Origin of the sequence: Burkholderia dolosa (assembly GCF_902499135.1) — a bacterium.
Taxonomy (GTDB): Bacteria; Pseudomonadota; Gammaproteobacteria; order Burkholderiales; family Burkholderiaceae; genus Burkholderia; species Burkholderia dolosa.
Map to the genome: position 1 here is coordinate 25,643 of NZ_CABVPR010000006.1, position 24,961 is coordinate 50,603.

The 24,961-nt window shown below is 66.5% G+C and carries 29 protein-coding genes, 2 tRNA genes and 1 pseudogene; 19 read left to right on the plus strand and 13 right to left on the minus strand.

The window, feature by feature from the left end; genetic code table 11:
- Positions 1–206 precede the first annotated feature (206 nt).
- From rnr to BUB20358_RS04500, 6 genes are all read left to right on the plus strand, one after another.
- Positions 207–2,666 carry a ribonuclease R gene (rnr, locus tag BUB20358_RS04475; RefSeq protein WP_035972456.1) on the plus strand — a complete coding sequence of 820 codons (2,460 nt, stop codon included), beginning with the start codon at positions 207–209 and terminating at the stop codon, positions 2,664–2,666.
- A gap of 141 nt (positions 2,667–2,807) precedes the next feature.
- The gene (rlmB, locus tag BUB20358_RS04480) at positions 2,808–3,551 is read left to right on the plus strand and encodes a 23S rRNA (guanosine(2251)-2'-O)-methyltransferase RlmB (RefSeq protein ID WP_035972455.1); all 744 of its coding nucleotides are present in this window, start codon (positions 2,808–2,810) and stop codon (positions 3,549–3,551) included.
- A gap of 83 nt (positions 3,552–3,634) precedes the next feature.
- Entirely contained in the window at positions 3,635–4,492 is an 858-nt protein-coding gene (locus BUB20358_RS04485; RefSeq protein WP_006764450.1) for an N-acetylmuramoyl-L-alanine amidase, read from the plus strand.
- 91 nt (positions 4,493–4,583) lie between these two features.
- Positions 4,584–5,276, plus strand: coding sequence for a ribose-5-phosphate isomerase RpiA (gene rpiA / locus BUB20358_RS04490; RefSeq protein WP_035972453.1), 693 nt, complete (start codon positions 4,584–4,586; stop codon positions 5,274–5,276).
- Positions 5,277–5,557: 281 nt separating this feature from the next.
- Positions 5,558–6,274: a FadR/GntR family transcriptional regulator gene (locus BUB20358_RS04495; protein ID WP_006764448.1), complete on the plus strand. Its 717-nt coding sequence runs from the start codon at positions 5,558–5,560 to the stop codon at positions 6,272–6,274.
- 113 nt (positions 6,275–6,387) lie between these two features.
- Positions 6,388–7,374, plus strand: coding sequence for a Gfo/Idh/MocA family protein (locus tag BUB20358_RS04500; RefSeq protein ID WP_035972452.1), 987 nt, complete (start codon positions 6,388–6,390; stop codon positions 7,372–7,374).
- A 58-nt stretch (positions 7,375–7,432) separates the two neighbouring features.
- On the opposite strand, the pseudogene BUB20358_RS04505 reads toward BUB20358_RS04500, so the two are convergent.
- The 7 genes and pseudogenes from BUB20358_RS04505 to BUB20358_RS04535 form a co-directional block, all read right to left on the minus strand.
- Positions 7,433–8,126: pseudogene (locus tag BUB20358_RS04505) on the minus strand (amino acid ABC transporter permease).
- Positions 8,127–8,247: 121 nt separating this feature from the next.
- Positions 8,248–9,042 carry a cystine ABC transporter substrate-binding protein gene (locus BUB20358_RS04510; RefSeq protein ID WP_006764446.1) on the minus strand — a complete coding sequence of 265 codons (795 nt, stop codon included), beginning with the start codon at positions 9,040–9,042 and terminating at the stop codon, positions 8,248–8,250.
- 102 nt (positions 9,043–9,144) lie between these two features.
- Complete coding sequence (locus tag BUB20358_RS04515) at positions 9,145–10,182, minus strand: quinone-dependent dihydroorotate dehydrogenase (RefSeq protein WP_035972451.1); 1,038 nt, start codon at positions 10,180–10,182, stop codon at positions 9,145–9,147.
- 120 nt (positions 10,183–10,302) lie between these two features.
- Positions 10,303–11,133 carry an arginyltransferase gene (locus BUB20358_RS04520; protein ID WP_006764445.1) on the minus strand — a complete coding sequence of 277 codons (831 nt, stop codon included), beginning with the start codon at positions 11,131–11,133 and terminating at the stop codon, positions 10,303–10,305.
- A 33-nt stretch (positions 11,134–11,166) separates the two neighbouring features.
- On the minus strand, positions 11,167–11,931 hold the full coding sequence (gene aat / locus BUB20358_RS04525; protein WP_006764444.1) for a leucyl/phenylalanyl-tRNA--protein transferase: 765 nt from the start codon (positions 11,929–11,931) through the stop codon (positions 11,167–11,169).
- A gap of 10 nt (positions 11,932–11,941) precedes the next feature.
- Positions 11,942–12,487 carry an NUDIX hydrolase gene (locus BUB20358_RS04530; RefSeq protein ID WP_006764443.1) on the minus strand — a complete coding sequence of 182 codons (546 nt, stop codon included), beginning with the start codon at positions 12,485–12,487 and terminating at the stop codon, positions 11,942–11,944.
- Positions 12,488–12,648: 161 nt separating this feature from the next.
- A tRNA-Met gene (locus tag BUB20358_RS04535) sits at positions 12,649–12,725 on the minus strand.
- Between the two features lie 199 nt (positions 12,726–12,924).
- On the opposite strand from BUB20358_RS04535, the gene BUB20358_RS04540 reads away from it, so the two are divergent.
- From BUB20358_RS04540 to BUB20358_RS04550, 3 genes are read left to right on the plus strand one after another with little or no spacing between them, the layout of a single operon-like run.
- A complete protein-coding gene (locus BUB20358_RS04540; protein ID WP_006764442.1) occupies positions 12,925–13,422 on the plus strand; it encodes a heme-degrading domain-containing protein in 498 nt (165 codons plus the stop codon).
- Positions 13,423–13,425: 3 nt separating this feature from the next.
- Positions 13,426–13,764, plus strand: a complete 339-nt coding sequence (locus BUB20358_RS04545; RefSeq protein WP_006764441.1) for a DMT family transporter — start codon at positions 13,426–13,428, stop codon at positions 13,762–13,764.
- A 31-nt stretch (positions 13,765–13,795) separates the two neighbouring features.
- Positions 13,796–14,944 (plus strand): enoyl-CoA hydratase/isomerase family protein, encoded by a 1,149-nt coding sequence (locus BUB20358_RS04550; RefSeq protein WP_006764440.1) that lies wholly within the window; start codon positions 13,796–13,798, stop codon positions 14,942–14,944.
- 91 nt (positions 14,945–15,035) lie between these two features.
- Here BUB20358_RS04550 and BUB20358_RS04555 read toward each other — a convergent pair whose 3' ends face one another.
- Entirely contained in the window at positions 15,036–15,464 is a 429-nt protein-coding gene (locus BUB20358_RS04555) for a hypothetical protein (protein WP_035972448.1), read from the minus strand.
- Between the two features lie 339 nt (positions 15,465–15,803).
- Here BUB20358_RS04555 and ssuD point away from each other — a divergent pair, with 339 nt between their 5' ends.
- From ssuD to BUB20358_RS04595, 8 genes are all read left to right on the plus strand, one after another.
- Entirely contained in the window at positions 15,804–16,961 is a 1,158-nt protein-coding gene (gene ssuD, locus BUB20358_RS04560; RefSeq protein WP_045552529.1) for an FMNH2-dependent alkanesulfonate monooxygenase, read from the plus strand.
- A gap of 16 nt (positions 16,962–16,977) precedes the next feature.
- A complete protein-coding gene (gene ssuC / locus BUB20358_RS04565) occupies positions 16,978–17,790 on the plus strand; it encodes an aliphatic sulfonate ABC transporter permease SsuC (protein WP_006764437.1) in 813 nt (270 codons plus the stop codon).
- Complete coding sequence (locus BUB20358_RS04570) at positions 17,787–18,746, plus strand: ATP-binding cassette domain-containing protein (protein ID WP_035972446.1); 960 nt, start codon at positions 17,787–17,789, stop codon at positions 18,744–18,746. The genes ssuC and BUB20358_RS04570 overlap by 4 nt, the downstream gene beginning before the upstream one ends.
- A gap of 55 nt (positions 18,747–18,801) precedes the next feature.
- Positions 18,802–19,017 (plus strand): TOBE domain-containing protein, encoded by a 216-nt coding sequence (locus tag BUB20358_RS04575; protein ID WP_006400187.1) that lies wholly within the window; start codon positions 18,802–18,804, stop codon positions 19,015–19,017.
- A 137-nt stretch (positions 19,018–19,154) separates the two neighbouring features.
- The gene (locus BUB20358_RS04580; protein ID WP_035972444.1) at positions 19,155–19,352 is read left to right on the plus strand and encodes a hypothetical protein; all 198 of its coding nucleotides are present in this window, start codon (positions 19,155–19,157) and stop codon (positions 19,350–19,352) included.
- Between the two features lie 65 nt (positions 19,353–19,417).
- Entirely contained in the window at positions 19,418–19,669 is a 252-nt protein-coding gene (locus BUB20358_RS04585; RefSeq protein ID WP_006764435.1) for a hypothetical protein, read from the plus strand.
- Between the two features lie 114 nt (positions 19,670–19,783).
- Complete coding sequence (gene dusA, locus BUB20358_RS04590) at positions 19,784–20,770, plus strand: tRNA dihydrouridine(20/20a) synthase DusA (RefSeq protein ID WP_035972442.1); 987 nt, start codon at positions 19,784–19,786, stop codon at positions 20,768–20,770.
- A 59-nt stretch (positions 20,771–20,829) separates the two neighbouring features.
- A tRNA-His gene (locus BUB20358_RS04595) sits at positions 20,830–20,905 on the plus strand.
- Positions 20,906–20,992: 87 nt separating this feature from the next.
- Here BUB20358_RS04595 and BUB20358_RS04600 read toward each other — a convergent pair.
- The 4 genes from BUB20358_RS04600 to BUB20358_RS04615 are packed head-to-tail and all read right to left on the minus strand — an operon-like array spanning position 20,993 to position 23,418.
- A complete protein-coding gene (locus tag BUB20358_RS04600) occupies positions 20,993–22,018 on the minus strand; it encodes a tyrosine-type recombinase/integrase (RefSeq protein ID WP_105773979.1) in 1,026 nt (341 codons plus the stop codon).
- A complete protein-coding gene (locus tag BUB20358_RS04605) occupies positions 22,015–22,221 on the minus strand; it encodes a DUF4224 domain-containing protein (protein WP_045552473.1) in 207 nt (68 codons plus the stop codon). Before BUB20358_RS04605 ends, BUB20358_RS04600 begins: the two co-directional genes overlap by 4 nt.
- A 1-nt stretch (position 22,222) precedes the next feature.
- Positions 22,223–22,933: a hypothetical protein gene (locus BUB20358_RS04610; protein ID WP_006764432.1), complete on the minus strand. Its 711-nt coding sequence runs from the start codon at positions 22,931–22,933 to the stop codon at positions 22,223–22,225.
- A complete protein-coding gene (locus BUB20358_RS04615; protein ID WP_006764431.1) occupies positions 22,930–23,418 on the minus strand; it encodes a DUF1643 domain-containing protein in 489 nt (162 codons plus the stop codon). The genes BUB20358_RS04610 and BUB20358_RS04615 overlap by 4 nt, the downstream gene beginning before the upstream one ends.
- On the opposite strand from BUB20358_RS04615, the gene BUB20358_RS04620 reads away from it, so the two are divergent.
- Complete coding sequence (locus BUB20358_RS04620; protein ID WP_123806840.1) at positions 23,405–23,791, plus strand: hypothetical protein; 387 nt, start codon at positions 23,405–23,407, stop codon at positions 23,789–23,791. The two genes, BUB20358_RS04615 and BUB20358_RS04620, sit on opposite strands and share 14 nt — an antisense overlap.
- A gap of 2 nt (positions 23,792–23,793) precedes the next feature.
- Here BUB20358_RS04620 and BUB20358_RS04625 read toward each other — a convergent pair whose 3' ends face one another.
- Positions 23,794–24,714, minus strand: coding sequence for a phage Gp37/Gp68 family protein (locus tag BUB20358_RS04625; protein WP_045552471.1), 921 nt, complete (start codon positions 24,712–24,714; stop codon positions 23,794–23,796).
- A gap of 35 nt (positions 24,715–24,749) precedes the next feature.
- Here BUB20358_RS04625 and BUB20358_RS04630 point away from each other — a divergent pair, with 35 nt between their 5' ends.
- Positions 24,750–24,959, plus strand: a complete 210-nt coding sequence (locus BUB20358_RS04630; RefSeq protein WP_006764430.1) for a hypothetical protein — start codon at positions 24,750–24,752, stop codon at positions 24,957–24,959.
- Positions 24,960–24,961: the final 2 nt, after the last annotated feature.

A 24,961-nucleotide genomic window follows, 5' to 3' on the forward strand; every position in this document is an offset into this window, starting at 1 on the left:
GCGCCCCAATTTCCGCTGTCAACACCTTTGTGTCGGGCGATCACGGGCGGCTGCGGCCGTCCCCGCGTGCGGCATCGCTGTCTTTTGACGACACGGGCGGGTGATAGAATGACCCGTCGTCGTCACTATAGAACTGTCCGCGGACACTTCTATGTTGATGTCGTGCACTACCTGTCAACGCAACGAGAACAATCATCGACAAACCCTTGAGCAAATATCCGTACCCCATTCCGAGCCGTGAAGAAATTCTCGGCGTGCTGCGTACGAGCGACGCGCCGCTTGCCGCCAACGACATCGCGGAAGCGCTGTCGATCAAGCGCCAGGAGCGCGAAGGGTTCTTCCGGCGTGTCGCCGCGATGGAGCGAGACGGCCAGATCCGGCTCGACAAGCGCGGCCACTATCAGCTGACCCATCCGTCGAACTTCGTCGCCGGCCGCGTGCAGGGGCATCGCGACGGCTACGGATTCGTGATTCGGGACGACGGCCAGGACGACCTCTTCCTGCCGAACGGCGAAATGCAGAAAGTCATGCACAACGATCGCGTGCTTGCGCGAATCGTCGGCTACGATCGCCGCGGCCGGCCGGAAGGGCATGTCGTCGAGGTCACCGAGCGCGCGAACAAGCGCGTGATCGGCCGGCTGCTGAACGAGAACGGCGCGCTGATCGTCGCGCCGGAAGACAAGCGCATCGGCCACGACATCCTGATCACGCAGAACGTGAAGAAGGCGAAGGTCGGTCAGGTCGTCGTCGTCGAGCTGACGGACTTCCCGAGCCGTCATTCGCAACCGCTCGGGCGCGTCGTCGAAGTGCTCGGCGACATCGACGATCCGGGCATGGAGATCGAGATCGCGGTGCGCAAGTACGGCGTGCCGCACCAGTTCAGCCAGGCCGCGCTCGACGAGGCCGCGGCGCTGCCCGACAAGGTGCGGCTGGCCGACCTGCGGTTCCGCGTCGACCTGCGCGACGTGCCGCTCGTGACGATCGACGGCGAAGATGCCCGCGATTTCGACGATGCCGTGTATTGCGAGCCGACGAAGGTCGGTCGCGGCGACGGCTTCCGCCTGATCGTCGCGATCGCCGACGTATCGCACTACGTGCAGCCGGGCAGCGGGCTCGATGCCGATGCGCTCGAGCGCAGCACGTCGGTCTATTTCCCGCGGCGCGTGATCCCGATGCTGCCCGAGAAGCTGTCGAACGGGCTGTGCTCGCTGAATCCGCAGGTCGATCGCTGCGTGCTCGCGTGCGACATCGTGATCACCGCGCGCGGCGAGATCAAGGCGTACCAGTTCTATCCGGCGGTCATCCATTCGGCGGCCCGCCTCACGTACACCGAAGTCGCGGCCGTGCTGTCGAATACGAAGGGGCCGGAGGCGGCGCGCCGCGCGGAGCTGCTGCCGCATCTGCAGAACCTGTACGGCGTGTACAAGGCGCTGTTCACCGCGCGTCAGAAGCGCGGCGCGATCGACTTCGACACGACCGAGACGTACATCGTCTGCAATGCGCAGGGCAAGATCGAGCAGATCGTGCCGCGCCATCGCAACGACGCGCACAAGCTGATCGAGGAATGCATGCTGGCCGCGAACGTGTGCGCGGCCGATTTCCTGAAGCGTCACAAGCATCCGGGCCTGTACCGCGTGCACGCGGGGCCGACGCCGGAGAAGCTCGAGAACCTGCGCGCGTTCCTGCGCGGGATGGGCCTGTCGCTCGGCGGCGGCGACAAGCCGCATGCGAGCGACTACGCGGCGCTGATGGCGCAGATCCGCGATCGGCCCGACGCGCAGATGCTGCAGCCGATGCTGCTGCGTTCGATGCAGCAGGCCGTCTACAGCCCGGACAACATCGGCCACTTCGGTCTCGCGTACGAGGCGTACGCGCACTTCACGAGCCCGATCCGCCGTTATCCGGATCTGCTCACGCATCGTGCGATCTACGCGATCCTGTCGGGCAAGAAATACGTGCCGAAGGCGCCCGACGGTTTCGAGCTGAACACCGCGCTGTCGCCGCGCGCACGCGCGATGCAGCAGGCCGACGACGAAGCGCGCGGCCGCTCGCGCGCGAACACGGCGATCTGGGAAGAGCTCGGGCTGCATTGCTCGTCGAACGAGCGTCGCGCCGACGAAGCGTCGCGCGACGTCGAGGCATGGCTGAAGTGCTATTTCATGCGCGACAAGCTCGGCGAAGAATACGGCGGGATGGTGAACGGCGTCACGTCGTTCGGCATCTTCGTGCAGCTCGACACGCTGTTCATCGAAGGACTCGTCCACGTGACGGAGCTCGGCTCGGACTACTTCCAGTACGACGAGATCAAGAACGAATTGCGCGGCGAGCGCACGGGCATCCGCTATCGCCTGTCGGACCGCGTACGCGTGCAGGTGAGCCGCGTCGATCTCGACGCGCGCAAGATCGACTTCCGCCTCGTGCGCGATACGCCGGTGAAGGCGCCGCGCCCGGCGCTCGCGCCGGCTGCGGCGGGCGTCGAGCGCGACGGTCCGCGCGTGCGCGCGCTGCCGCCGGCAGAGGAGCCCGCGCCGCGTCGCAAGAAGGCCGCGAGCGCGCCGACCGCGGCGGTGAAAGAAGCGCGTGCCGCGCGCGCGGCTGCAAAGAAGAAGGGCGGCTCGGCAGCGAAGCCGGTCGCGAAGAAAGCGCGCGCTCGCAAGAAGTATTGAGCGTGCGCGCGGCGCATGCGCCGCAGTATCCACAGACGCCGCGCAACCGGTCATCGCCCGGCTGCGCGGCGCTTTCCTTTTCCATGATTCGCGGCTGCGCACGTCGCGCGGCCGCATGTTCGATCGAAGGTTGTTCCAGTCATGTCACGTCTGAAGGTTCTTTACGGTTTTCATGCGGTGACCGCACGTTTGCGGCACGATGCGTCGACGATCGCGGAGGTGCTGTACGACCAGACGCGCCGCGACCGCCGCATGCAGGACTTCCTGCACGCCGCGAAGGAAGCGGGCGTGCGGCTGATCGCAGCCGACGAAACGCGTCTGTGGGGGCTCGCCCATACCGAGCGTCACCAGGGCGTGGTCGCCCGCGTCGAGGACGTGCCGCTCGCGCAGAACCTGTCGGAGCTGCTCGACGGGATCCAGGGCCCGGCGCTGCTGCTCGTGCTCGACGGCGTCACCGATCCGCACAACCTCGGCGCGTGCCTGCGCGTTGCCGACGCGGCCGGCGCGCATGCGGTGATCGCGCCGCGCGATCGCGCGGTCGGCCTGAACGCGACCGCCGCGAAGGTCGCGAGCGGCGCGGCCGACACGGTGCCGTACATCACGGTCACGAACCTTGCCCGCGCGCTGCGCGAACTGAAGGAAGCCGGCGTGTGGATCATCGGCACGTCGGACGAAGCGTCGGCGACGCTGTACGACACGAAGCTCGACGGCCCGGTCGCGCTCGTGATGGGCGCCGAAGGCGAAGGAATGCGCCGGCTTACGCGCGACACCTGCGACGAAGTGATGAGCATTCCGATGGCCGGCAGCGTGGAGAGCCTGAACGTGTCGGTCGCGAGCGGTGTATGCCTGTACGAAGCCGTGCGGCAGCGTCGCGCGAAGGCCTGACCCGCGCGGCGGGTACGAACGATTCGAACGACGACGCGTGCCGCGATCGCATCCGGCACGCGGCCCTGTTGGACTCCCGATCCATGACCCTGTTTCGCGTCGGCGCATCGTGCGTTGCGCTATCTCTGCTGGCGGCCTGCACGTCGCCGACACTCGTCGGCCGCGGCAGCTACTACGCCGATACGAGCCTGCACGCGCGCGGTGCCGACTCGCGCATCCGCTTCCTCGTCATGCATTACACCGAGAGCGACGAAGCGAAATCGCTGCGCACGCTGACGGGCGACTCGGTCAGCGTGCACTACGTCGTGCCGCCGCAGCCGCACATCGAGCACGGGATGCCGGTCGTCTACCAGCTGGTTCCGGAGTCGCAGCGCGCGTGGCATGCCGGTGTCAGCGAATGGCAACGCACGACCGAGCTCAATGCGGTGTCGATCGGCATCGAGAACGTGAATCGCGGTCCGCTCGATCCGCAAAACCGCACGTGGCAGCCGTATCCGCCGGAACAGATCGATGCGCTGATCCGATTGTCGAAGGACATCGTCGCGCGCTATGCGATCTCGCCGACGCGCGTGGTCGGGCACAGCGACATCGCGCCGCAACGCAAGATCGATCCGGGGCCGCTGTTCCCGTGGCAGGCGCTCGCGCAGGCGGGCGTCGGTGCGTGGCCCGACGACGCGACGGTTGCCGCGCGGCTCGCCGGACGCGATCCACGTGCATGGGTCGACGTGCGCGAGCTGCAGCTGAAGCTCGCGCGCTACGGCTACGACGTGCCGACCGACGGCGTGCTCGACACGCGCACGCGGCGCGTGTTCGCCGCGTTCCAGATGCACTTCAGGCCGTCCGACTATGCGGGCGATCCGGACGCGCAGACCGATGCGATCGCCCAGGCGCTGCTCGACAAGTATTTCCCCGACACGCCGCCCGCAGACGACGCGCGCTGAACGCGCGGCGCGGACGCGACGAAAAAGGGCGGCCGGACTGCCGAGTCCGGTAAACTGCCGGTTTTTCGCAATCCAGCAGCATCACGACTCCATGACTCAAGACGAACTCAAACGCCTGGTCGGCCAGGCAGCGGCCGACTATGTGATCCAGCACGTGCCGGAAGGCACGGTGATCGGCGTCGGCACCGGCTCGACGGCGAACTGCTTCATCGACGCGCTCGCGGCCGTCAAGTCGCGTTATCGCGGCGCCGTGTCGAGCTCCGTCGCGACGACCGAACGCCTGAAGTCGCACGGCATCAAGGTATTCGATCTGAACGACGTCGAATCGCTGCAGGTGTACGTCGACGGCGCCGACGAGATCGACGCGAGCGGCGCGATGATCAAGGGTGGCGGCGGCGCGCTGACGCGCGAGAAGATCGTCGCGTCGGTGGCCGACACGTTCGTCTGCATCGCCGACGCGAGCAAGCGCGTGCCGGTGCTCGGCGCGTTTCCGCTGCCGATCGAAGTCGTACCGATGGCGCGCACGGCGATCGGCCGTCGCGTGACCGCGCTCGGCGGCGTACCGGTGCTGCGTGTGACGAAGGACGGCGCGCCGTACATCACCGACAACGGCAACGAGATCATCGACGTGAAGGGGCTGCAGATTACCGATCCGCGCGGTTTCGAGGCAAAGGTCAATGCGTGGCCGGGCGTCGTTACGGTGGGCTTGTTCGCAGAACGCGGCGCAAATCTGTGCTTGCTCGGTACTGAAACCGGCGTCGAAACGATCATTTATTCGGCCTGAATCGATGGAATGAGACGCACTCCGTAACGGCGTCGATCGACGCGATGGATGCGATTCGATTCTCGTTTTAAAAAGACCGGCCCGGCAGGCGCAGCGCGCTTCCCGGGCCTTTTTTGAAGCCTTATAAATTCCCCCGACAAAAAGAGGGATAACCCTGTCAGGTGTTTACCAGATAGCGTAATGGCCTCGAACTCATCAACTTATAGATCATAAGAACAGTCGTATCCAGGGCCGGCGGAACTGCGAGCAGGTTTTCGCAAATCGACGCACGGGGAGGTGTTATGGAGCAGGGTAAAGACCGGTCACTGGTCGCGAAAGTGATGGATGGACTTGTCGCGGGTATCGTCGAGGACAAGTACGGCGGCATATTGCCGCCGCAGGACGTGCTGTCGAAAGAGTTCGACGTGAGTCGTACGGTGATGCGTGAAGCGCTGTCGATGTTGCTTGCGCGCGACATGCTCGACGTGCGGCCGAAAGTCGGCACGCGCGTTCGCCCGATGCGCGACTGGCGCATGATCGACGAAGACGTCGTCAGCTGGCGATTCCGGGCAAAACCGGATCCGCAGTTCATGCGCGACGTCATCGAATTCCGGATGCTGATTGAGCCGCGCGCGACCGCGCAGGCAGCGGTGCGCGCGACGGCCGCCGACATTGCCGGCATCCGCGAAGCGTTCGACGCGTTCAAGGTGCTGCAGCCCGGCGATCCCGGTTACGACACCGCGGACGAGCTGCTGCACACGCGCATCGTGCAGGCGAGCGGGAACCAGTTTTTCCAGCAGATGGCGGCGATCGTGCGCGGCGCCGTGCGTCTCGTGAATCCGCGCGTCGTGCAGAAGGAGGGCGCGCACGAGACCGCGGTCAGCGCGCATGCCCGCGTCGTCGATGCGATCGAGCGGCGCGACCCGCGCGAAGCGGAGGCGGCAGCACTCGCGCTGATCGACTTCAGTGCCGACGAGATCTCGCGCGATTTCTCCATCGACGTGCCGATGCGCGCGTAAGCCGGCTCGCATCGCTTGTCCGGCTGCCGGCGAGCCATTCGGCGAGCCGTTTATCATGACGGTTTGCCGGCCGCGTGCCGGCCAACGTCATACGACCGCCACGGACAACCCGGATGAACGATCTCAACCCGCGCCCGGTGCGCTTCGGCATCGTCGGCGCAGGCAGCATTGCACGCCGCTTCGCGCAAAGCCTCGCTCACGTGCCGGGCGCCGTACTCGCCGGCGTCTGGGCGCGCCGCACCGACGCGTCGGCCGCGTTCTGCGACAGCTACGGCGGCACCCCGGCCGCGACCCTCGATGCGCTTCTTGCGACCGACATCGACGCGGTCTACATCGCGACGCTCCATGACAGTCACGCGCAATACACGCTCGCCGCGCTCGCGGCCGGCAAGGCCGTGCTGTGCGAAAAGCCTGCGACGCTGAACGCCGCGCAGCTGGATACCGTGCTGCGCGCGGCCCGCGATGCCGACCGGCTGTTCATGGAAGCGATGAAGCCGCCGTTCTTTCCGCTATACCGTCAGTTGCGTGCGCATCTGCAGGCCGATCCGATCGGCGAGATCCGGCTCGTGCGGGCCGGCTGCGCGTCTTCGTCGGTGCCCGCCGATCATTCCGTCTATCGGCTCGATCGCGCCGGCGGCGCGCTGCTCGACATCGGGATCTACGAGGCGTTTCTCGCGGTCGACTGGCTCGGCGCGGCGCTCGACGTGCAGACGCTCGGCCGCATCGGCGCGACGGGCGTCGACGTGTTCGCGAGCCTGAACAGCCGCCATGCGAACGGCGGCATCGCACAGCTCTTTTGCGGGCTCGACGTGATGGGGCGCGGCGACGCGCTGATCGCCGCGGCAGGCGGTCACGTGACGATCCACGAGAAGTGGTGGAATCCGGCACGCGCGACGATCCGCTATGCGGACGGCCGCACGGTCGAACTCGATGCGCCGTTCGACGGCGGCGGGTTGAACTACGAGACCGCGCATTTCTGCGACCTGCTGCGCGCGGGTGCAACCGAAAGCCCGATCGTCACGCACGATCATTCGCGGCAGATGATCGCGATGACCGATGCGGCGCGCGCGGCGCTCGGCGTGCGCTACTCGGGCGAATGACGCGCACGGGCGCCGACGCCGCGCATCCCGCGTGCGCCGTCCGGCGCACGGCGCGCGCTCAGTGCCGCGCGGGCAGCGACAGGCGCTTCTCGTACCAGCGCTGCACCCATTCGAGGATCTGACACAGCACCCAGTACACGGCCGCGGCGGCCAGATAGAGCGGCAGCGGCTGATAGGTGGCCGCGATCACCTCCTGCGCGCTGCGCAGCAGTTCGGTCACGGTGATCACGGACACCAGCGACGTGTCCTTGATCAGGCTGATCAGGCTGTTCGACAGGCTCGGCACCGCGATGCGCAGCGCCTGCGGGCCGATCACGTAGCGCAGCGTCTGCCCCCCACGACAGCCCGAGGCTGTACGCAGCGAGCCACTGGCCGCGCGTAATGCCGTTGATCGCGCCGCGCATGCTTTCGGACATGTACGCGGCGACGTTCGCGGACAGCGCGATGACGCCGGCCGGCGTCGGATCGAGCGAGATGCCGAGGCTCGGCAGCCCGTAGTAGATGACGAAGATCTGCACGAGCAGCGGCGTGCCGCGCATCACGCTCACATAGGCGCGCGCGATCCACGCAAGCGCGGTGACCCACACGCGCTCGAAGCCGTCGAGCGCTTCCGTCTGCCGGATGCCCATCATCGCGAGCACGACGGCGCCGAGCAGGCCGAACACCATCGACAGCACGGCGAACTTGACGGTCAGTACGGCGCCCTGGGCGAGCACCGGCAGCGATTGGACGAGCAGGGACGTTGTCGACATGGATGCAGATCGGATGCGTGCGCGAAAGCGCAATCATAAACCGGACGAATACAACAAAGGGCGGCATCGTTGCAGATGCCGCCCTTTCCGGCCCGCCGTTCGGCGGGAAACGCAGGCGTGCTTACTTCAGCGGCTTGGTCACGTCGACGCCGAACCACTTGTCGGAAATCTTCGTGAACGTGCCGTCGGCTTCGAGCTGCGTCATCGCGTCGTCGATCGCCTTCTGGAACTTCGGGTTGCCCTTCTTGAACGGGATGCCCGACGGATTCGCCGAGCCGACGTTCGCGCCCGGACGCAACGGCAGCTGCGAGTTCTTCGTCAGATACGCGAGCATCAGACGGTCGTTCAGTGCCGCGTCGAGCCGGCCGGCCGCCAGGTCGCGCAGATACTCGGGTGCGCCCGGGTACGTCTTCACGTCGATGCCGGGCACCGATTTCGCCATGTCCATGTAGTTCGTGCCGAGCGCGACGCCGAGCTTCTTGCCCTTCAGGTCTTCCAGCGACTTGAACTCGCGCGTGTCGTCCTTGCGCTGGATCAGCTGTGCGGACGAGTACGTGTACGCCGGCGAGAAGTCGAGCGTTTCCTTGCGCTTGTCGGTGATGCCGACCTGGTTGACGATCACGTCGAACTTGCCGGCCTGCAGGCCGGCGATGATGCCGCTCCATTCGGTGGTGACGAATTCCGGGTTCACGCCGAGCTTCGCGGCGACGGCCTTCGCGATGTCGACGTCGAAGCCGACGAGATCGCCCTGCGGGCTCTTCGAGTTGAACGGCGGGAACGTGCCTTCCAGGCCGATGCGCAGCGTGCCGCGCTGTTTCACCTGGTCGAGGAGGTCGGCCGCATGCGCGGTGGCGGCGGCGAACGACGTGCCGATCACGCCGGCAACGAGCAGCTTCTTCAGCAGCGAAAATTTCATCGTGTGGGTTTCCTTGCCCCGGCGGGGCTCATGATTCTGTCGGTAACGGCGATGATAGCGAAAACGCAATCGAACGCTAAATATCGTTTGTTTATGCCTATATTACGCGGCGCGCTCGTGCGCGATCGCCTTCACGCATTCGGCGACGAGCGCGGGGCCGCGGTAGATGAACCCGGTGTAAAGCTGCACGAGCGATGCGCCGGCCGCGAGCTTCGCGCGCGCGTCGTCGCCCGAGAAAATGCCGCCGACGCCGATGATCGGCACCGCGCTGCCGACCTCCGCGTGCAGCTTGCGGATCACTTCGTTCGACGCGTCGAACACCGGACGGCCCGACAGGCCGCCGGCTTCGTCCGCGTGCGGCAGCCCCTGCACGGCTGCGCGCGACAGCGTCGTGTTCGTCGCGATCACCGCTTCGATCTTGTGGCGCAGCAGCGTGTCGCCGATCGCCTTCACCTGCTCGTCGTCGAGATCGGGCGCGATCTTCAGCGCGAGCGGCACGAGCTTGCCATGCAGGTCGGCGAGGCGCTGCTGCTTGTCCTTCAGCGCGGCGAGCAGCGCGTCGAGTTCGCCGGCGCCCTGCAGTTGGCGCAGGTTCTTCGTGTTCGGCGACGAAATGTTGATCGTCACGTAGCTCGCGAACGGATACACGCGTTCAAGGCAGTACAGATAGTCTTCGGCTGCGCGCTCGATCGGCGTATCGGCGTTCTTGCCGATGTTCAGCCCGAGAATGCCGCGATAGCGGGCGGCCTGCACGTTCTTCACGAATTGATCGACGCCGTGATTGTTGAAGCCCATCCGGTTGATCAGCGCGTCGGCCTGCGGCAGGCGGAACATCCGCGGGCGCGGATTGCCGGGCTGCGGCCGCGGCGTGACCGTGCCGACCTCGATGAAGCCGAAGCCGAGCGCTGCGAGGCCGTCGATGGCCGCGCCGTCCTTGTCGAGGCCGGCCGCGAGGCCGACCGGGTTGCGGAACGTCAGGCCCATCACGGTGCGCGGTGCGTCGGGCACGCGGGCCGACAGCGCGCATGCGAGACCGGTGCGGCCGGCCGCGCCGAGCGCGCGCAGCGTGAGGTGGTGGGCGTCTTCCGCATCCATCTTGAACAGCGATGCGCGGGCGAGCGGGTAGAGAGAACTGAGCACGGGAGTGGGGCGGACAGCCGGAATGAATGACAACCGGCTATTTTACCGGGAGTTGCGCGGCAGGAGCGCGCTTCGCGGCGCTGCCGGCGGCGTTGTGGGGGCCGCGCAGCGACGCGAGCGTCAGTTCGCCCCGGAATGGCCGCCGGGCAACGGCGCGCGGGCGAGCGCCGCGTCGATGGGCGGCAGGTCGGCTCGTTCGGGATCGAGGATCTTCCAGCGGCCGTCGATCAGCCCCTCGAGCGGATGGAAGTTCGCCTTGTAGGCCATCTTCGGACTCTCCCGGATCCAGTAGCCGAGATAGACGTACGGCAGCCCGAGGCTCTTCGCCTGCTCGATCTGCCACAGCACGTTGTAGGTGCCGTAGCTCGTATGCGGATCGCCCGGCTCGAAGAACGTATAGACCGACGACAGCCCGTCGCCCAGGATGTCGATCATGCTGACCATGCGCAGCTTGCCGGGCTCGCCGCCCGGCGCGTCGAGGTCGCGGAATTCGACGAGCCGCGAGTTGATCCGGCTCTGCAGCAGGAACTGCTCGTACTGGTCGCGGCTGTCGCGGTCCATCCCGCCGCCCGCATGGCGCGCGGACTGATAGCGCATGTACAGCGCGTAGTGCTCCTCGTCGTAGTGCAGCGGCGACACCGTCGCGACGAGCGCGCGATGCCGCTTCCACATCTTGCGTTGCGTGCGCGACGGCGTGAACGCGCCGACCGGCACGCGCACCGGCACGCATGCGCGGCAGCCGTCGCAATAAGGGCGGTAGGTGAATACGCCCGAGCGGCGGAAGCCGGCCTTCACGAGTTCGGTGTAGATGTCGGAGTTGATCAGGTGGCTCGGCGTCGCGACTTGCGAGCGTGCGATGCGGCCGTCCAGATAACTGCACGGATAGGGCGCCGTTGCATAGAATTGCAGCGCCGAAAGCGGTGAAAGCGGCAGCTCAGTCGGGTGAGTCATGGGCAGCTCTCGATGCAGGGAGGGAGTGCCGCGCTAGCGCTCGATTCCGGACGGGGCCGCCGGTGCGGCGGGGCTCGTCAGCGCGGCGAGCACGCGCTTGTCGAATTGCCACGGAATCGGCGGTTCGGCAACTGCGCGGCGCACGTGAGCGACAAAGGCCTTGCGTGCAATCTCGCGGCCGCCGAGCGACGCTAGATGCGACGTATTCTGCTGGCAGTCTATCATTTCCAGCCCGTGGCCGCGAAGGTGGGCGACGAGCGCCGCGAGCGCGATTTTCGATGCGTCGGTGGCCTCCGCGTACATCGATTCGCCGAAGAACATCCGTCCGAACGCGACGCCGTAGAGGCCGCCGACGCGGCGTCCGTCATGCCACGTTTCGATGCTGTGCGCGTTGCCGGAACGGTACAGCGACGTATACGCGTCGATGATCTCGGCGGTGATCCACGTGCCGCGCTGCCCGCGGCGCGGCGCCTGCGCGCATGCGCGCATCACGCCCGCGAAGTCATGGTCGACGCGCACTTCCCATGCGGGATCGCGCAGCACGCGCTTGAGCGTCTTGCGCAGCGACGGCGATACCTTGAATTCGGCCGGCACGAGAATCATCCGCGGGTCGGGGCTCCACCACAGCACCGGCTGACCGTCCGAATACCACGGAAAGATGCCGCGCAGATACGCATCGATCAGGCGCGACGGCAGCAGGTCGGCGCTCGCGGCGAGCAGCCCCGGCGCGCCGGTGTCGGGGCCGAGCGCGCGCTCGATGGGCGGAAACGGATCGTCCGGGCCGAGCCAGGGGACCATGGTGCGCGGCTTAGCCGTTGCGCAGCGAGCGGAAGATATCGCCGGTATGGACGCCGTAGTCGCCCGCGGCGCGATCGGCGAAGAAGAAGCGCAGCGTCTGGCTGACGGTCGGGAACGCGATCTCGTCCCACGGAATGTCGGCCTCGTCGAACAGCTTGACTTCGAGGCTTTCCTCGCCGGCTTCGAAGCCGGGCTCGACGAGCCGCGCAAGGTAGAACAGATGAACCTGATGCACGTGCGGCACGTTGAGCAGCGTGAACAGGTTCTGCACCTCGACGCGCGCGCCGGCTTCCTCGAGCGTTTCGCGCGCGGCGGCTTCGGCCGTCGTCTCGCCCATCTCCATGAAGCCTGCCGGCAGCGTCCAGAACCCGTAGCGCGGTTCGATCGCGCGGCGGCACAGCAGCACCTGATCGCCCCAGACCGGAACCGTGCCGACGACGTTGCGCGGATTCTGGTAGTGGATCGTGCCGCAGTGATCGCAGATGAAGCGTTCGCGATTGTCGCCCGGCGGAATGCGCGCGATGACTTCGTGGCCGCAGACGGAGCAGAATTTCATGTCGAATCGAAGGGACGAGGTGATGCGAGTGTATCACCGGGGCGCGGCATTCTCGAACGCCGACGCGTGCGGTTGCGCGGGCCGCGCGAAGCGGAAGGAACGCGTGCGGAAAAACGAAAAGCCCGGCTTGGAGCCGGGCTTTTCGATGAAATCGGAACGCTTGGTTGCGGGGGTAGGATTTGAACCTACGACCTTCGGGTTATGAGCCCGACGAGCTGCCAGACTGCTCCACCCCGCGTCCGTCGAAGAATTGAATTATATGGAATGTCACGAATGCATGCAAGCCTTTTCTCGCGATCGCGCGGCTGCCGCTCGCCGGGCCGGTACGGCGAGCGCGTGCGCTAGAATCGAGCGGTTTGCTCGTTCGCCATGCCGCAGCGACGCCCGCGCAACCGCGTCGGCGCCGTTGCGACTCTCAACACTGCATCGACGGATTCATGGACATCGCTCACGATCTGCAATCGATCAGCGCGCAGGAACAGGCGCTCGTATTTCCCCACTTCGACCCCGCCCGCGCATGGGCGCTCGGCAACCGGATGCACGCGCTCGCGACCTCGCGCGGTCATGCGGTCGCGATCGACATCGCGACGTTCGGCCAGCCGCTGTTTTACGCGGCGCTGCCCGGCGCGACGCCCGACAACACCGACTGGGTACGCCGCAAGCGCAACGTCGTCGCGCATTTTCGGCGCAGCTCGTATGCAATCGGGCTGCGCATGCAGCAGGCCGGCTCCACGCTCGCCGACAAGCACGGGTTGCCGATCGCCGAATATGCGTCGCACGGCGGCGCGTTTCCGCTCACCGTCGCGGGCGCCGGCGTGATCGGCTCGATCACCGCGTCGGGGCTGCCGCAGCGCGCGGATCACGAATTCGTCGTCGAGGCGCTGTGCGCGGAACTCGGGCACGACTATGCGGTGCTGGCGCTCGCGAGGAACTGATCGATGCAGCTTCCCGGGTATGCATGGCTCGCGATCGCGATCGTCGCCGAAGTGATCGGCACGTCCGCGTTGCGCGCGGCCGACGGTTTCACGCGCTTCTGGCCGTCGGCGCTCGTCGTCGCCGGTTACGGAATCGCGTTCTACTGTCTGTCGCTGACGCTGCGCACGATGCCGGTCGGCATCATCTATGCGGTGTGGTCCGGCGCGGGCATCGTGCTGATCACGCTCGTCGCGATGCTGCTCTATCGCCAGGTACCGGACGTGCCGGCGGTGATCGGTCTCGGCCTGATCATCGCCGGCGTCGTGGTGCTGAACCTGTTCTCCAAGATGCAGGCGCACTGAGCGTGCGCGTGCGACACGCCGGACGACTCCGATGACCGATACCACTTCCTCTGCCGCAGACACCGCCGAAGCCGACGTGCGCGCGTACGTCGCGAACCGCATCGGCTTTCTCGAACTGAACCGGCCGAAGGCGCTGAACGCGCTGTCGCGCGAGATGATCCGCACGATGCAGCAGGCGCTCGATGCATGGCGCGACGATCCGCACGTCGTCGCGGTCGTCGTGCACAGCCCGCACCCGCGCGCGTTCTGCGCGGGCGGCGACGTGCGCTTTTTCCACGATGCGTGGCAGCGCGGCGACCGCGATGCGATCGACGCGTTCTTCATCGACGAATACACGCTGAACCACACGATCTTCACGTACCCGAAGCCGTACATCGCGCTGATGCACGGTGTCGTGATGGGCGGCGGAATGGGCATTTCGCAGGCGGCGCGGCATACCGGCGGCCTGCGCGTCGTGACCGACTCGACGAAGATGGCGATGCCCGAGACGCGCATCGGGTTGTTCCCTGACGTCGGGATGAGCTGGTTCCTCGCGCGCACGCCGGGCGCGATCGGCCGCTATCTCGCGGTGACCGGCGCGACGCTCGACGCGGCCGGCGCGCTGTATGCGCAGCTCGCGGACGTCTACGTGCCCGACGCCGCGCTGCCGGCGCTGCTCGATACGCTGCGCGGCGCGCGCATCGACCGCGGCGAGCAGGCCGTCGCGTGCGTGGCCGAAGCGGCCGCCGCGCACAAGGTCGTGCCGACGCCCGATACGTCGGCGCTTGCCGACGCGCGCGCGACGATCGACCGGCATTTCGCGCACGCGGACGTCGATGCGATCCTCGCGTCGCTCGATGCCGAACAGGATTGCGCGGCCGTCGACGGCTGGGTCGAGAAGGCCGCGCATGCAATGCGCAGTCAGCTGTCGCCGCTGTCGATGGCCGTGTCGCTCGAAGTCGTCGAACGCGCGCGCGGCGCGACGATGGCCGATTGCCTGCGGCGCGATCTCGATCTCACGCGTTCGACGTTCGCGCGCGGCGACGTGATCGAAGGCGTGCGTGCGCTGATCGTCGACAAGGATCACCAGCCGGCGTGGCGCTTCAAGACGAGCGCCGACGTCGGCCGCGCGGACGTGCTCGCGATGTTCGACAGCCCGTGGACGCCCGACACGCATCCGCTGCGCAACCTGCGGGACTGAACGGCATCGCGCCGCGCCGGCGGCACGTCGAAAACGAAAAGGCCGCGTGCTGTGCACGCGGCCTTTCCTCATGCGCGTCGATTTGTGCGCGTTAGTCGTCGCCCGTGTCGTCGGACATGAACGCGCGCATGAACACGAGCGCGCCGAAGCCCCACACCGCGTTCGCCGCGAAGCCGACCGCGAGCACGGGCAGCATGTTGCCCGACGGCCAGATGCCGCGCAGCGGATCGATCGCGAACACGCGCGCGGCCGTCAGTACGATGCTGCCGAACATCAGCGCGCCGATCCACGGCGCCTCGCGCTCCGGCGACACGCGCAGCAGCCACGCCATCGGAATCGCGCAGCATGCGCCGATCAGCGCGTTCGCGACGAACTCGGGGATGCCGAGCGGCGCGAACGGCTGCGTCGAGAAGCCGGCAGCCGCGATCAGGTCCGCGGTGTGCAAAAGAGCGAGCGTGGCTTCGCGAAAGAAGAGGGCGGCGAGGAAGCCGGACAGGAACGGCAGGATGACTTTCTGCATCGATGAGTGCACGCGGGCGCGCCCGGCCGGGGCCGTCCGCGCGGAGTTGTTCGGATGGGTGCGTCATTATAGGGCGCGGCCGACGCGATATTCGCTCCAGCGTCGTGCTAATCACGAAAGCGGAAAACCTAAGCTCAAAAAAATCGTTCCAAAGCCCCGCACCGCTCCCTAGACTGATTTCCCGGAAACAGCCAGCCGCGTGCGTCGTCGTCGATGCGCGGCCCGACAGGCTACCGATCCCGATTCGACCGCACGATGCACGCGCCGCCGATCCGCGCCGCGAGCAGGGCGACGCTTTATCCAAACATTCCGGCAAGGACAGTCACGCAGGAGCAGCAGATGAATGTGTTCTGGTTTATTCCCACGCACGGCGACAGCCGCTACCTCGGTACGGCCGAAGGCGCGCGCGCCGCGGACTACGCGTATTTCCGGCAGATCGCGGTCGCGGCCGACACGCTCGGCTACGACGGTGTGCTGTTGCCGACCGGCCGCTCGTGCGAGGACGCGTGGGTCGTCGCGTCGAGCCTCATTCCGGCGACGCAGCGCCTGAAATTCCTCGTCGCCGTGCGTCCGGGCATTGCGTCGCCGGGGCTGTCCGCGCGAATGGCTGCGACGTTCGACCGTCTGTCGGGCGGCCGCCTGCTGATCAACGTGGTAACCGGCGGCGATGCCGCCGAGCTCGAAGGCGACGGACTGTTCGCCGATCACGACACGCGCTACGAGATCACCGACGATTTCCTGCACATCTGGCGCGGGCTGCTGTCCGCGTCGCACGACAACGGCGGCTTCGACTACATCGGCAAGCACCTGCAGTCGAAGGGCGGCAAGGCGCTGTATCCGCCCGTGCAGCGCCCGCACCCGCCGCTGTGGTTCGGCGGCTCGTCGCCGGCCGCGCATGCGATCGCCGCCGATCACATCGATACGTATCTGACCTGGGGCGAGCCGCCCGATGCCGTCGCGAAGAAGATCGCCGATATCCGCGCGCGTGCCGAAGCACGCGGCCGCCGGATCCGGTTCGGCATCCGCCTGCACGTGATCGTGCGCGAGACCGAGGACGAAGCGTGGGGCGATGCCGAGCGCCTGATCAGCCGCCTCGACGACGACACGATCGCACGCGCGCAGAAGGCGTTCGCGAACATGGATTCCGAAGGCCAGCGCCGGATGGCTGCGCTGCACGGCGGAAAGCGCGGCGGCCGCGAAACGCTCGAGGTGTATCCGAACCTGTGGGCGGGCGTCGGCCTCGTGCGCGGCGGCGCGGGCACCGCGCTGGTCGGCAATCCCGAGCAGGTCGCCGAGCGCATGCGCGAATACGCGGACCTCGGCATCGAGACATTCATCCTGTCCGGCTATCCGCATCTCGAGGAGTCGTACCGTTTCGCCGAGCTCGTGTTCCCGCTGATCAAGGGCGAAGGCGCTACGAGGGCGGCCGGCCCGCTGTCGGGGCCGTTCGGCGAGATCGTCGGCAACAACTATCTGCCGAAGGCGAGCCAGAGCTGAGCAAGGGAGGCGTGCGATGACAACGAAAAAGTCGGCGACCGGCGTCGCCGTGGCCGGCCGCGCGTGGCGCGGTATCGCGCCGTGGGCCGTGCCGCTCGCGCTGCTGATCGCATGGGAAGTCGGCGCGCGCGTCGGCTGGCTGTCGACACGCGTGCTGCCCGAGCCGGTTGCGGTCGTGCGCGCCGCGTGGTCGCTCGTGACGTCCGGCGAGATGTGGGCGAACGTGAAGGTCAGCACGTGGCGCGCGCTGTTCGGTTTCGCGATCGGCGGCGGCGTCGGCCTCGCGCTGGGGCTCGCGACCGGCCTGTCGAAAGCGGCGGAAGTCGCGCTCGATTCGACGATCCAGATGATCCGCAACATCCCCGCGCTCGCGATGATTCCGCTCGTGATCCTGTGGTTCGGCATCGACGAGAAGGCGAAGCTGTTCCTCGTCGCGCTCGGCGTGTTCTTCCCGGTGTACATCAACACGTATCACGGGATCCGCTCGGTCGACGCGAACCTGATCGAGATGGCGAAGAGCTACGGCGTGCGCGGCTTCGCGCTGTACCGCGACGTGATTCTGCCCGGCGCGCTGCCGTCGATTCTCGTCGGCGTGCGGTTCGCGCTCGGGCTGATGTGGGTGATGCTGATCGTCGCCGAAACGATTTCCGCGCAATCGGGCATCGGCTACATGACGATGAACGCACGCGAATTCCTGCAAACCGACGTGGTGGTGGTCGGCATCCTGCTGTACGCGGTGCTCGGCAAGCTGGCCGACGTGCTCGCGAAATGGCTCGAACGCGTGACGCTGCGCTGGCACCCCGCTTATCAATCAGGAGCAAACGCATGAACGCGACCTCTTCGGCGGCCGCCTACGCGCCGCTCGCCGGCGCCGATCTCGAAGCCGAGCTCGCGCAGGCGCGCGTGTCCGACGATGAAGCACGCGATGCGGCGATCGTCGAGCGCGACGGCGGCGGATCCGTGCTGCCGCTCGCGCGGCGGCGGGCGGGAAGTCCCGCGCCCGACGACGCGGTGACGCTGTCCGGCGTCAGCAAGCGCTTCGGTGCGCGCACCGTCCTCGACAACGTCGAACTCGGCATCGCGCGCGGCAGCTTCGTCGCGATCGTCGGCCGCAGCGGCTGCGGGAAATCGACGCTGCTGCGTCTCGTCGCGGGCCTCGAGCAGCCGAGCAGCGGTGCGCTGGTCACGCGCGGCGAAGGCGGCGGCCGGCTCGACACGCGGATCATGTACCAGGATGCGCGTCTGCTGCCGTGGAAGACCGTGCTGCAAAACGTGATGCTCGGACTCGGGCGCGGCGCACGCGACGACGCGCGCGCGGTGCTCGATGAAGTCGGTCTGCTCGAGCGCGCGAACGACTGGCCGGCGCAGCTGTCCGGCGGCCAGCGGCAGCGCGTCGCACTCGCGCGCGCGCTCGTGCATCGGCCGCAACTGCTGCTGCTCGACGAGCCGCTCGGTGCGCTCGACGCGCTGACCCGCATCGAAATGCACGCGCTGATCGAGCGGCTGTGGCGCGAGCATCGATTTACCGCGCTGCTCGTCACGCACGACGTACAGGAAGCCGTCGCGCTCGGCGACCGGATCCTGCTGATCGAGCAGGGGCGCGTCGCGCTCGATCAGCCCGTGCCGCTCGAGCGGCCCCGCGCTCGCGCATCGGCGGCGTTCGCCGCGCTCGAGGATCGCGTGCTCAAGCGCGTGCTCGCGGGCGGCCCGCAGGCGGACGATTCGCGCATCGCGCATGACGAGCACAACCTGCGACCGGTCGGGCAGATCCGCTGGGCCGTTTAATCCGGGCGGCGCAAGCCGTCCGTTCTGAGACTTTTTCTTCGGAGCGATCATCCCGATGAGCATCACTGCAATCAACGTGCGTAACCAGTTCAAGGGCAAGGTGAAGGAGATCATCCGCGGGCCCGTCGTATCCGAGGTCGACGTCGAGACGCCGTTCGGCATCGTCACGTCGGTGATCACGACGCGTTCGGTCGATGAACTGGAATTGAAGGTCGGCGCGGAGGTCGTCGCGCTCGTGAAGTCGACCGAAGTGTCGATCGCGCGGCTTTGAGCGGTTGCGGGGCGGCGTGGCGGCCGCGGGCGGCTTGGGTTGCCCGCGATGTCCGCGTTGCCGCTCCGCGTTTGCGTCCGTATTCGCGCTCCGGACGAAGTGCTACGATGGAGCGACCCCGACGCCGGAGCGCAAGCATGACGCCCATCCTCTCTCCCGAAGCCTTCGAGGCGCTGAAGTGGATCGATCAGTTCGGCGATACGCGACCGGTTCCGCCCGCGTTCGACGACGTCGTGTACGCGCTGCTGAACGAAGGGCTGATCTACCAGACCGCAGCCGGGCGCGTCGACTTGACCGCCGACGGCAAGACCGTTTTGTCCGACGAATACGACTGAGATACGACTATGCGCGTGGCGCCGGCGCGCGAGCGGCCGGGCGCCGCGTCGCCACGGAGCGTGCGATGGAACCGAGAGGCAGCGACCTCGGCGATTTCAGCGAGCCGTACCGCGGCTTCGAGATCGAGGTGAAGACCGAACAGGTATGGGACGGCGAGCATGCGCACTATCGCGTGCTGCAGGGCGACGTCGTGCGAATCGACTGGCGGCTCGTCAAAGTCGACGGAATGGTATTGACCGAACGGCGCGTGATCGAGCGCGTGCTCGACGAGGCGCGGCGGGCCGTCGATGCGGAACTGGGCGACGGACACGCGTAGCGCGGGCACGGACGGCGTTGCGGTAAAATAGCCGACTGTTTCCGCGTCGCTCGCTGCCCGAATTCCATGTCCGTACCGTCCTCGCTTCCTCCGCGCCGCGTATCTGTTGCGCCCATGCTCGACTGGACCGACCGTCATTGCCGGTCGTTCCATCGCACGCTGACGCGCAATACGTGGCTGTATACGGAGATGATCACGACGGGCGCGCTGCTGTTCGGCGACGTCCAGCGACATCTCGGGTTCACGCCCAGCGAATCGCCGGTCGCACTGCAGCTCGGCGGCAGCGAACCGGACGATCTCGCGCGCGCCGCGAAGCTCGGCGAGCAGTGGGGCTACGACGAAATCAACCTGAATTGCGGCTGTCCGTCCGAGCGCGTGCAGCGGGGCGCGTTCGGCGCCTGCCTGATGAAGGAGCCGCAGCTCGTCGCCGACTGCGTGAAGGCGATGCGCGACGCGGTGTCGGTGCCGGTCACGGTCAAGCACCGGATCGGCGTCGACGCGATCGAGGATTACGCGTTCGTGCGGGACTTCGTCGGCACGATTGCCGACGCAGGCTGCCGGACCTTCATCGTGCACGCGCGCAACGCGATCCTGAAGGGGTTGTCGCCAAAGGAGAATCGGGAGATTCCGCCGCTGAAGTACGACTATGCGTATCGGCTGAAGCGCGATTTTCCGTCGCTGGAGATCGTCATCAACGGCGGTATCAAGACCCTCGATGAGGTGGCGCTGCATCTCGAGCACGTCGATGGCGCGATGCTCGGCCGCGAGGCGTATCACAACCCGTATGTGCTCGCGGAGGTCGACGCGCGTTTCTATGGCTCGACCGACGCCGCACCGACGCGCGAAGCGGCCGAGGCGCAGCTGATCGAATACTGCGCAGCGGAACTGAAGCGCGGTACGTATCTCGGCGCGATCGTGCGACATGCGCTCGGCCTGTATCGCGGCGTGCCGGGCGCACGCGGCTGGCGTCGTGTGCTGTCGGACAACAAGAAGCTCGCCCGCGGCGATCTGGCCGTGTTCGACGAGGCACGTGCGCATCTGAGCGACGCGGACGAAATTTTTGAAAAAAAAGCTTTGCAAGAATCAAAAGACTTCGTATAATCTTGCTTCTTCGCTGCTGAACGACAAACAAAGCAGCGACGAGCATCGCAGTATCAGTGGTGGCTGTAGCTCAGTTGGTAGAGTCCAGGATTGTGATTCCTGTTGTCGTGGGTTCGAGTCCCATCAGCCACCCCACAGAATTCCAAGCAGTATCAGGTAGTTAGAAACGGCACTGAGATTTTATCCAGTGCCGTTTTTGTTTTGGAATTCCCAAATTGGGAATTACATGCCGCGTCGCTTTACGATTTTCGTTCGATCGTAGACGCGCGCCGTCGTCGCCGGATTCGCATGCAGATCCGGCAGCGCGCCGCGTTCCGCCTTGTGCCGGGTCACGTAATACGCGCGCAGATCGTGGAACGTGAAGCGTCTCCCGATCTTCTTCAGCTCCAACGCCTTATTCATCAGCTTCGACCATTCGGTCTTGAAGCCGGCCGGCGAGTAGTGGGTTGCATAGCGATTCGAGAATACGTACAGGCAGTCGTCCTTCCGGGCGGCGCGCAGACGCGCGATCAGCTCCGACAGGGCGGGCGTGATCTCAATGTGCTCGATGACTTCGCCGCGCTTCTTTCCGCGCTGCTTCGCGCGCTTCACGCGGATCACACCGGCTGTCTCATCGATCTGCGGCCAGGACAGATCCAGAAACTCCACCTTTCGGTTTCCAGCCAGCGCCGCGTATTCGGCTGCCATGCCGATAACCGCCTTCTGGCCGCCAAGCGACGCGACCCAGGCAGCGAACGCCTGGAAGTCTTTCGGCTCTGGCGCCTCGGTGCGCGGCTGCTCTTCGTTCCGCCGAACCTCGCGACAGGGGTTGTGCTTCGCCTCGCCGCGGTCGATCGCCAGGCCGATCAGGTTCGAAAGCAGCGCGACCTCGCGGTTGGCGCGCACGGGCGCGGCCGCGCGCTCGATGCGCAGGTAGCGCGAGACGTGCGTCGCGTCGATGTCCGCAGCGCGCATGTCGCCGAACGTTTCGAGCAGCGGACCGCTGCATTGTTTGTAGTCGTTGCGCGTGTACTGCGAATAGCGTTGCCAGCCGGGCGTCTCCTGGAACTGCTCCCAGAGGCGGCCGATCGTACCGAGGTCGTCGCCGGCGCCAAGGATGTCGAGTACCTTGCGGATGGCGACGAGCCGATCGTGACCGAGGTTGATCGGCTTCTGCCCGACCGGGTGATAGCGGTACGTGAAGCCTTCCTTCCGTTTCCGCGCCTCCATGCGCGGCAGGAGGCCATCACGTTCCCGGTGCTTCTTCATGCTGCAACTCTCCATTTCGGCTGCGTGCGCGGCGTCGCGCCGGCGCGTGGCTGGTTCACCTGCTCCCATGTCAGCATGGGATGGCCGTCAGCCTTGCGCGGCGCGTCGATACCCAGTGCTTTCTTGATCCAGCGCGCTTGCGCTGCGCCTTGTTTCAGGCCGCCCGTCAGCTCAACGAGCTCTTCGTTCGTCACGATCGGCATATCACTCTCCCGCGCCGAGGCGCTTGAATTCAACAACCCACACCCACGGGTTCACGTCCCAGCCGTGCCCGCGCGCGGCGTTCAGGCTGTCCCACAGGTCGTGAAAGGCACGGATGCTCGGCGGCCGGTAGGCGCCGGCACAGTACCCGCGCATGTGGTGCTCTTCGATCGTCACGCCTTCCGCGCGCGCGTCCGGCTCACTGATGCGCTGCAGGCGCTCGACGCGGACGCCGGTCACTTCGAGCAGCGTGCGCGCGGCGGCGCGCGGCATGAAGATCGACGGCCGACGCCACCACGCCGGCGTCGCGCCGCTCCGCGCCGCGTTCGGCAGATCGCCGTCGAAGCGATACTCGCGGCCGGTCTCCAGCGTCATGTCGATGAAGTGCCACGCGTCGCGGCCTTTCTTCTCGCTGAAGCGGGTTTCCCAGCGGCCGTATGCGATGTGCGCCTCGCGCACCCACAGCCGATCGCCGGGCTGGCCGTGCGGACTGATCAGGCAATCGCCGGTGCGGGTGTGCCAGATGGCGCCCTGCAGCGGCACGGTTTCGCCGGACGCTGTTCGGCCTCCGTTCTCCCCGCCGATCGTAGTCGGCTCCCACACGCCGAGCGGGTTGGTGTGCGGCAGCTTCACGATGCGGCGCGTCTGAGTCTTGCGGCCTTCGAGGATGGGCCGCACCATTGGGCCGCTGAAGAGAATGGGGCGTTCTTTCACGGGCGGCTCCAGTCGATAAGGGGCGTGTCGTATGCCAGCATGAGGGGATGTTTCGGGTCGCCTCCCGACGTGAGACCGAAAACTTTCAGCGGCTTGTTCGAGGCCCGCAGCATGTCAGCGACGGCGTCGAGGCGCCGGCGCATGCCTTTCGGCAGCTTGCCGCGATCGCCCCAGCACGGCACGAGTAAATCCGCATCCGCGATGATCTGCGTGAGGTGCGCATCGTTCTCCGGGCCGATCGGATCGGCCACGTTGGCCAGCTCGCGGACGTTTGTCGAGCGCCAAGCGAATGGATTGCCCGCGATGTACTTGCGCGCACCCCAGCGATGAGCGAAGCCAGTCCATTTCAGGTCTGTGTGATCGCGCACGCTCGCGTCGGCTCGTGATGGATTCACCCCGAAGAACGCGACAACGATGCCGGCGGCCGCGACTTCGCGCTCGAGGCGGTACCGGTAGCGGCAGCAGCTGCTGATGATTGCGCTCATGCTACGATTTCCAAAAACTCAAAATGGGGACCTGAATATGACGATCTTTCTCGATGCGCGCGGATACGAGTTTGAAGTCGATATAGACGGGGACACACGCCGATTTCATATCGGCACTGTTTGTCGCGAGAACAATATGCCGACAAGCGTCCACATCAACGAACTCGGCGGCGGTGAACGCCGGACAACGCTGAACATCAATCTTCCGCCGGCGCTGTGGAAGCCTGCGAAGGCTGGGGGGCTTGAGGTCGTCTGCCGAAAGGCGATATCGCTCGCGGTACGAGAAGGATGGTTTCGCGCTGAAGGGCATTACAACGCGGACCACTTCGATGAAGACATCGAAGGCTGGCCGGGTGAGCTGACGCGGATATAGCCTCACGCGGGTACCGCCGGGAATTGGTCATGCGTGCGGACGTCGAGCAGCCGGCCGGCGGCGCGCTTGCCGATGCGTTGCATCCACACGCCATCGGTGAATCGATGGAAGAGGGTCCCGCTCGCATCAATAACTTCGGGCGCCGGCGCCCACTCGCCCCATTGCTTGAACAGGAACGGCACGCCGGCGGCCGCGCACTGGTCACGCAGCGACCGGGCCCAATCAGGATGCATTGGGCGCGCGTGGGGGCCGCTTTCGCCGCCGACGATCACCCAGTCGACACTACGCAGGCCGCGCGAGGGCGCGTCGACGATATTGCCGTTCATATCCGACCAGACGGCACCGCTCGACGTGAGATCGACGGGACCTATCAGCGGCTCCATGGAGAGGAAGTGCACGCGCGCGGTCACCGCGAGCAGCTTCGGGATGTCGCGGTCCGCCTCGGTCTGATTGACGATCGTCGCGCCGAGCCAGACGTTGGGCCACGGCCACTCGCGGTCCGCGTCCATTAGAAATTCGATCGACGTCTGAATCATTTCGCGCGCGTTGCCGATACGTTTGGTCAGCAGCAGCCAATCGAGATGGGGCGTTCGTTTGATCAGCTCGAACAGGTCAGCGCGCCAGATCGGCGATACGGCGTTGTCGAACACGTCGGCGAGCGACGCGCAGAACACGCGCTGGCGTCGGCCGTGCGCGGCGAAGAACTCTGCGTGCGCGGCGTTCCACGCGAGCGGCTTCCGCCAGTTTGCTGACGATGTGCGGCGGCGCGGTGCCCCCGGACCCCAGTTCACTGCCGTGCCGCCTGCGAATCGCGCGTTACGCGTCTCGGCATAGCAGTGATCGCAGCCGGGACCGACCTTCTGGCAGCCTTCCCAGGGGTTGAAGGTGTGGTCGCACCATTCGATTTTGGTGTTCTCGCTCATGCTAGGATTCCCAGGTCTCAAAAATGCGGTGAACAATGCAGAAGAAGTTTGTGATGCGCGGCTACGAGATGAACTGTGAGCCGCGCGTGACCGAGGACGGCAAGTACGCCGCGCAGGTCGAGGTGACGAAGGTGGGTTTCAGCCGTGAGGCTGCATTCCGGAAGCTCGGTGAGTTCAACACCGAGGCCGAGGCCGTCGCCTACGCGAAGCAGTTCTCGGAAGAGTGGCTGAGCCGGTACGGCTGAGA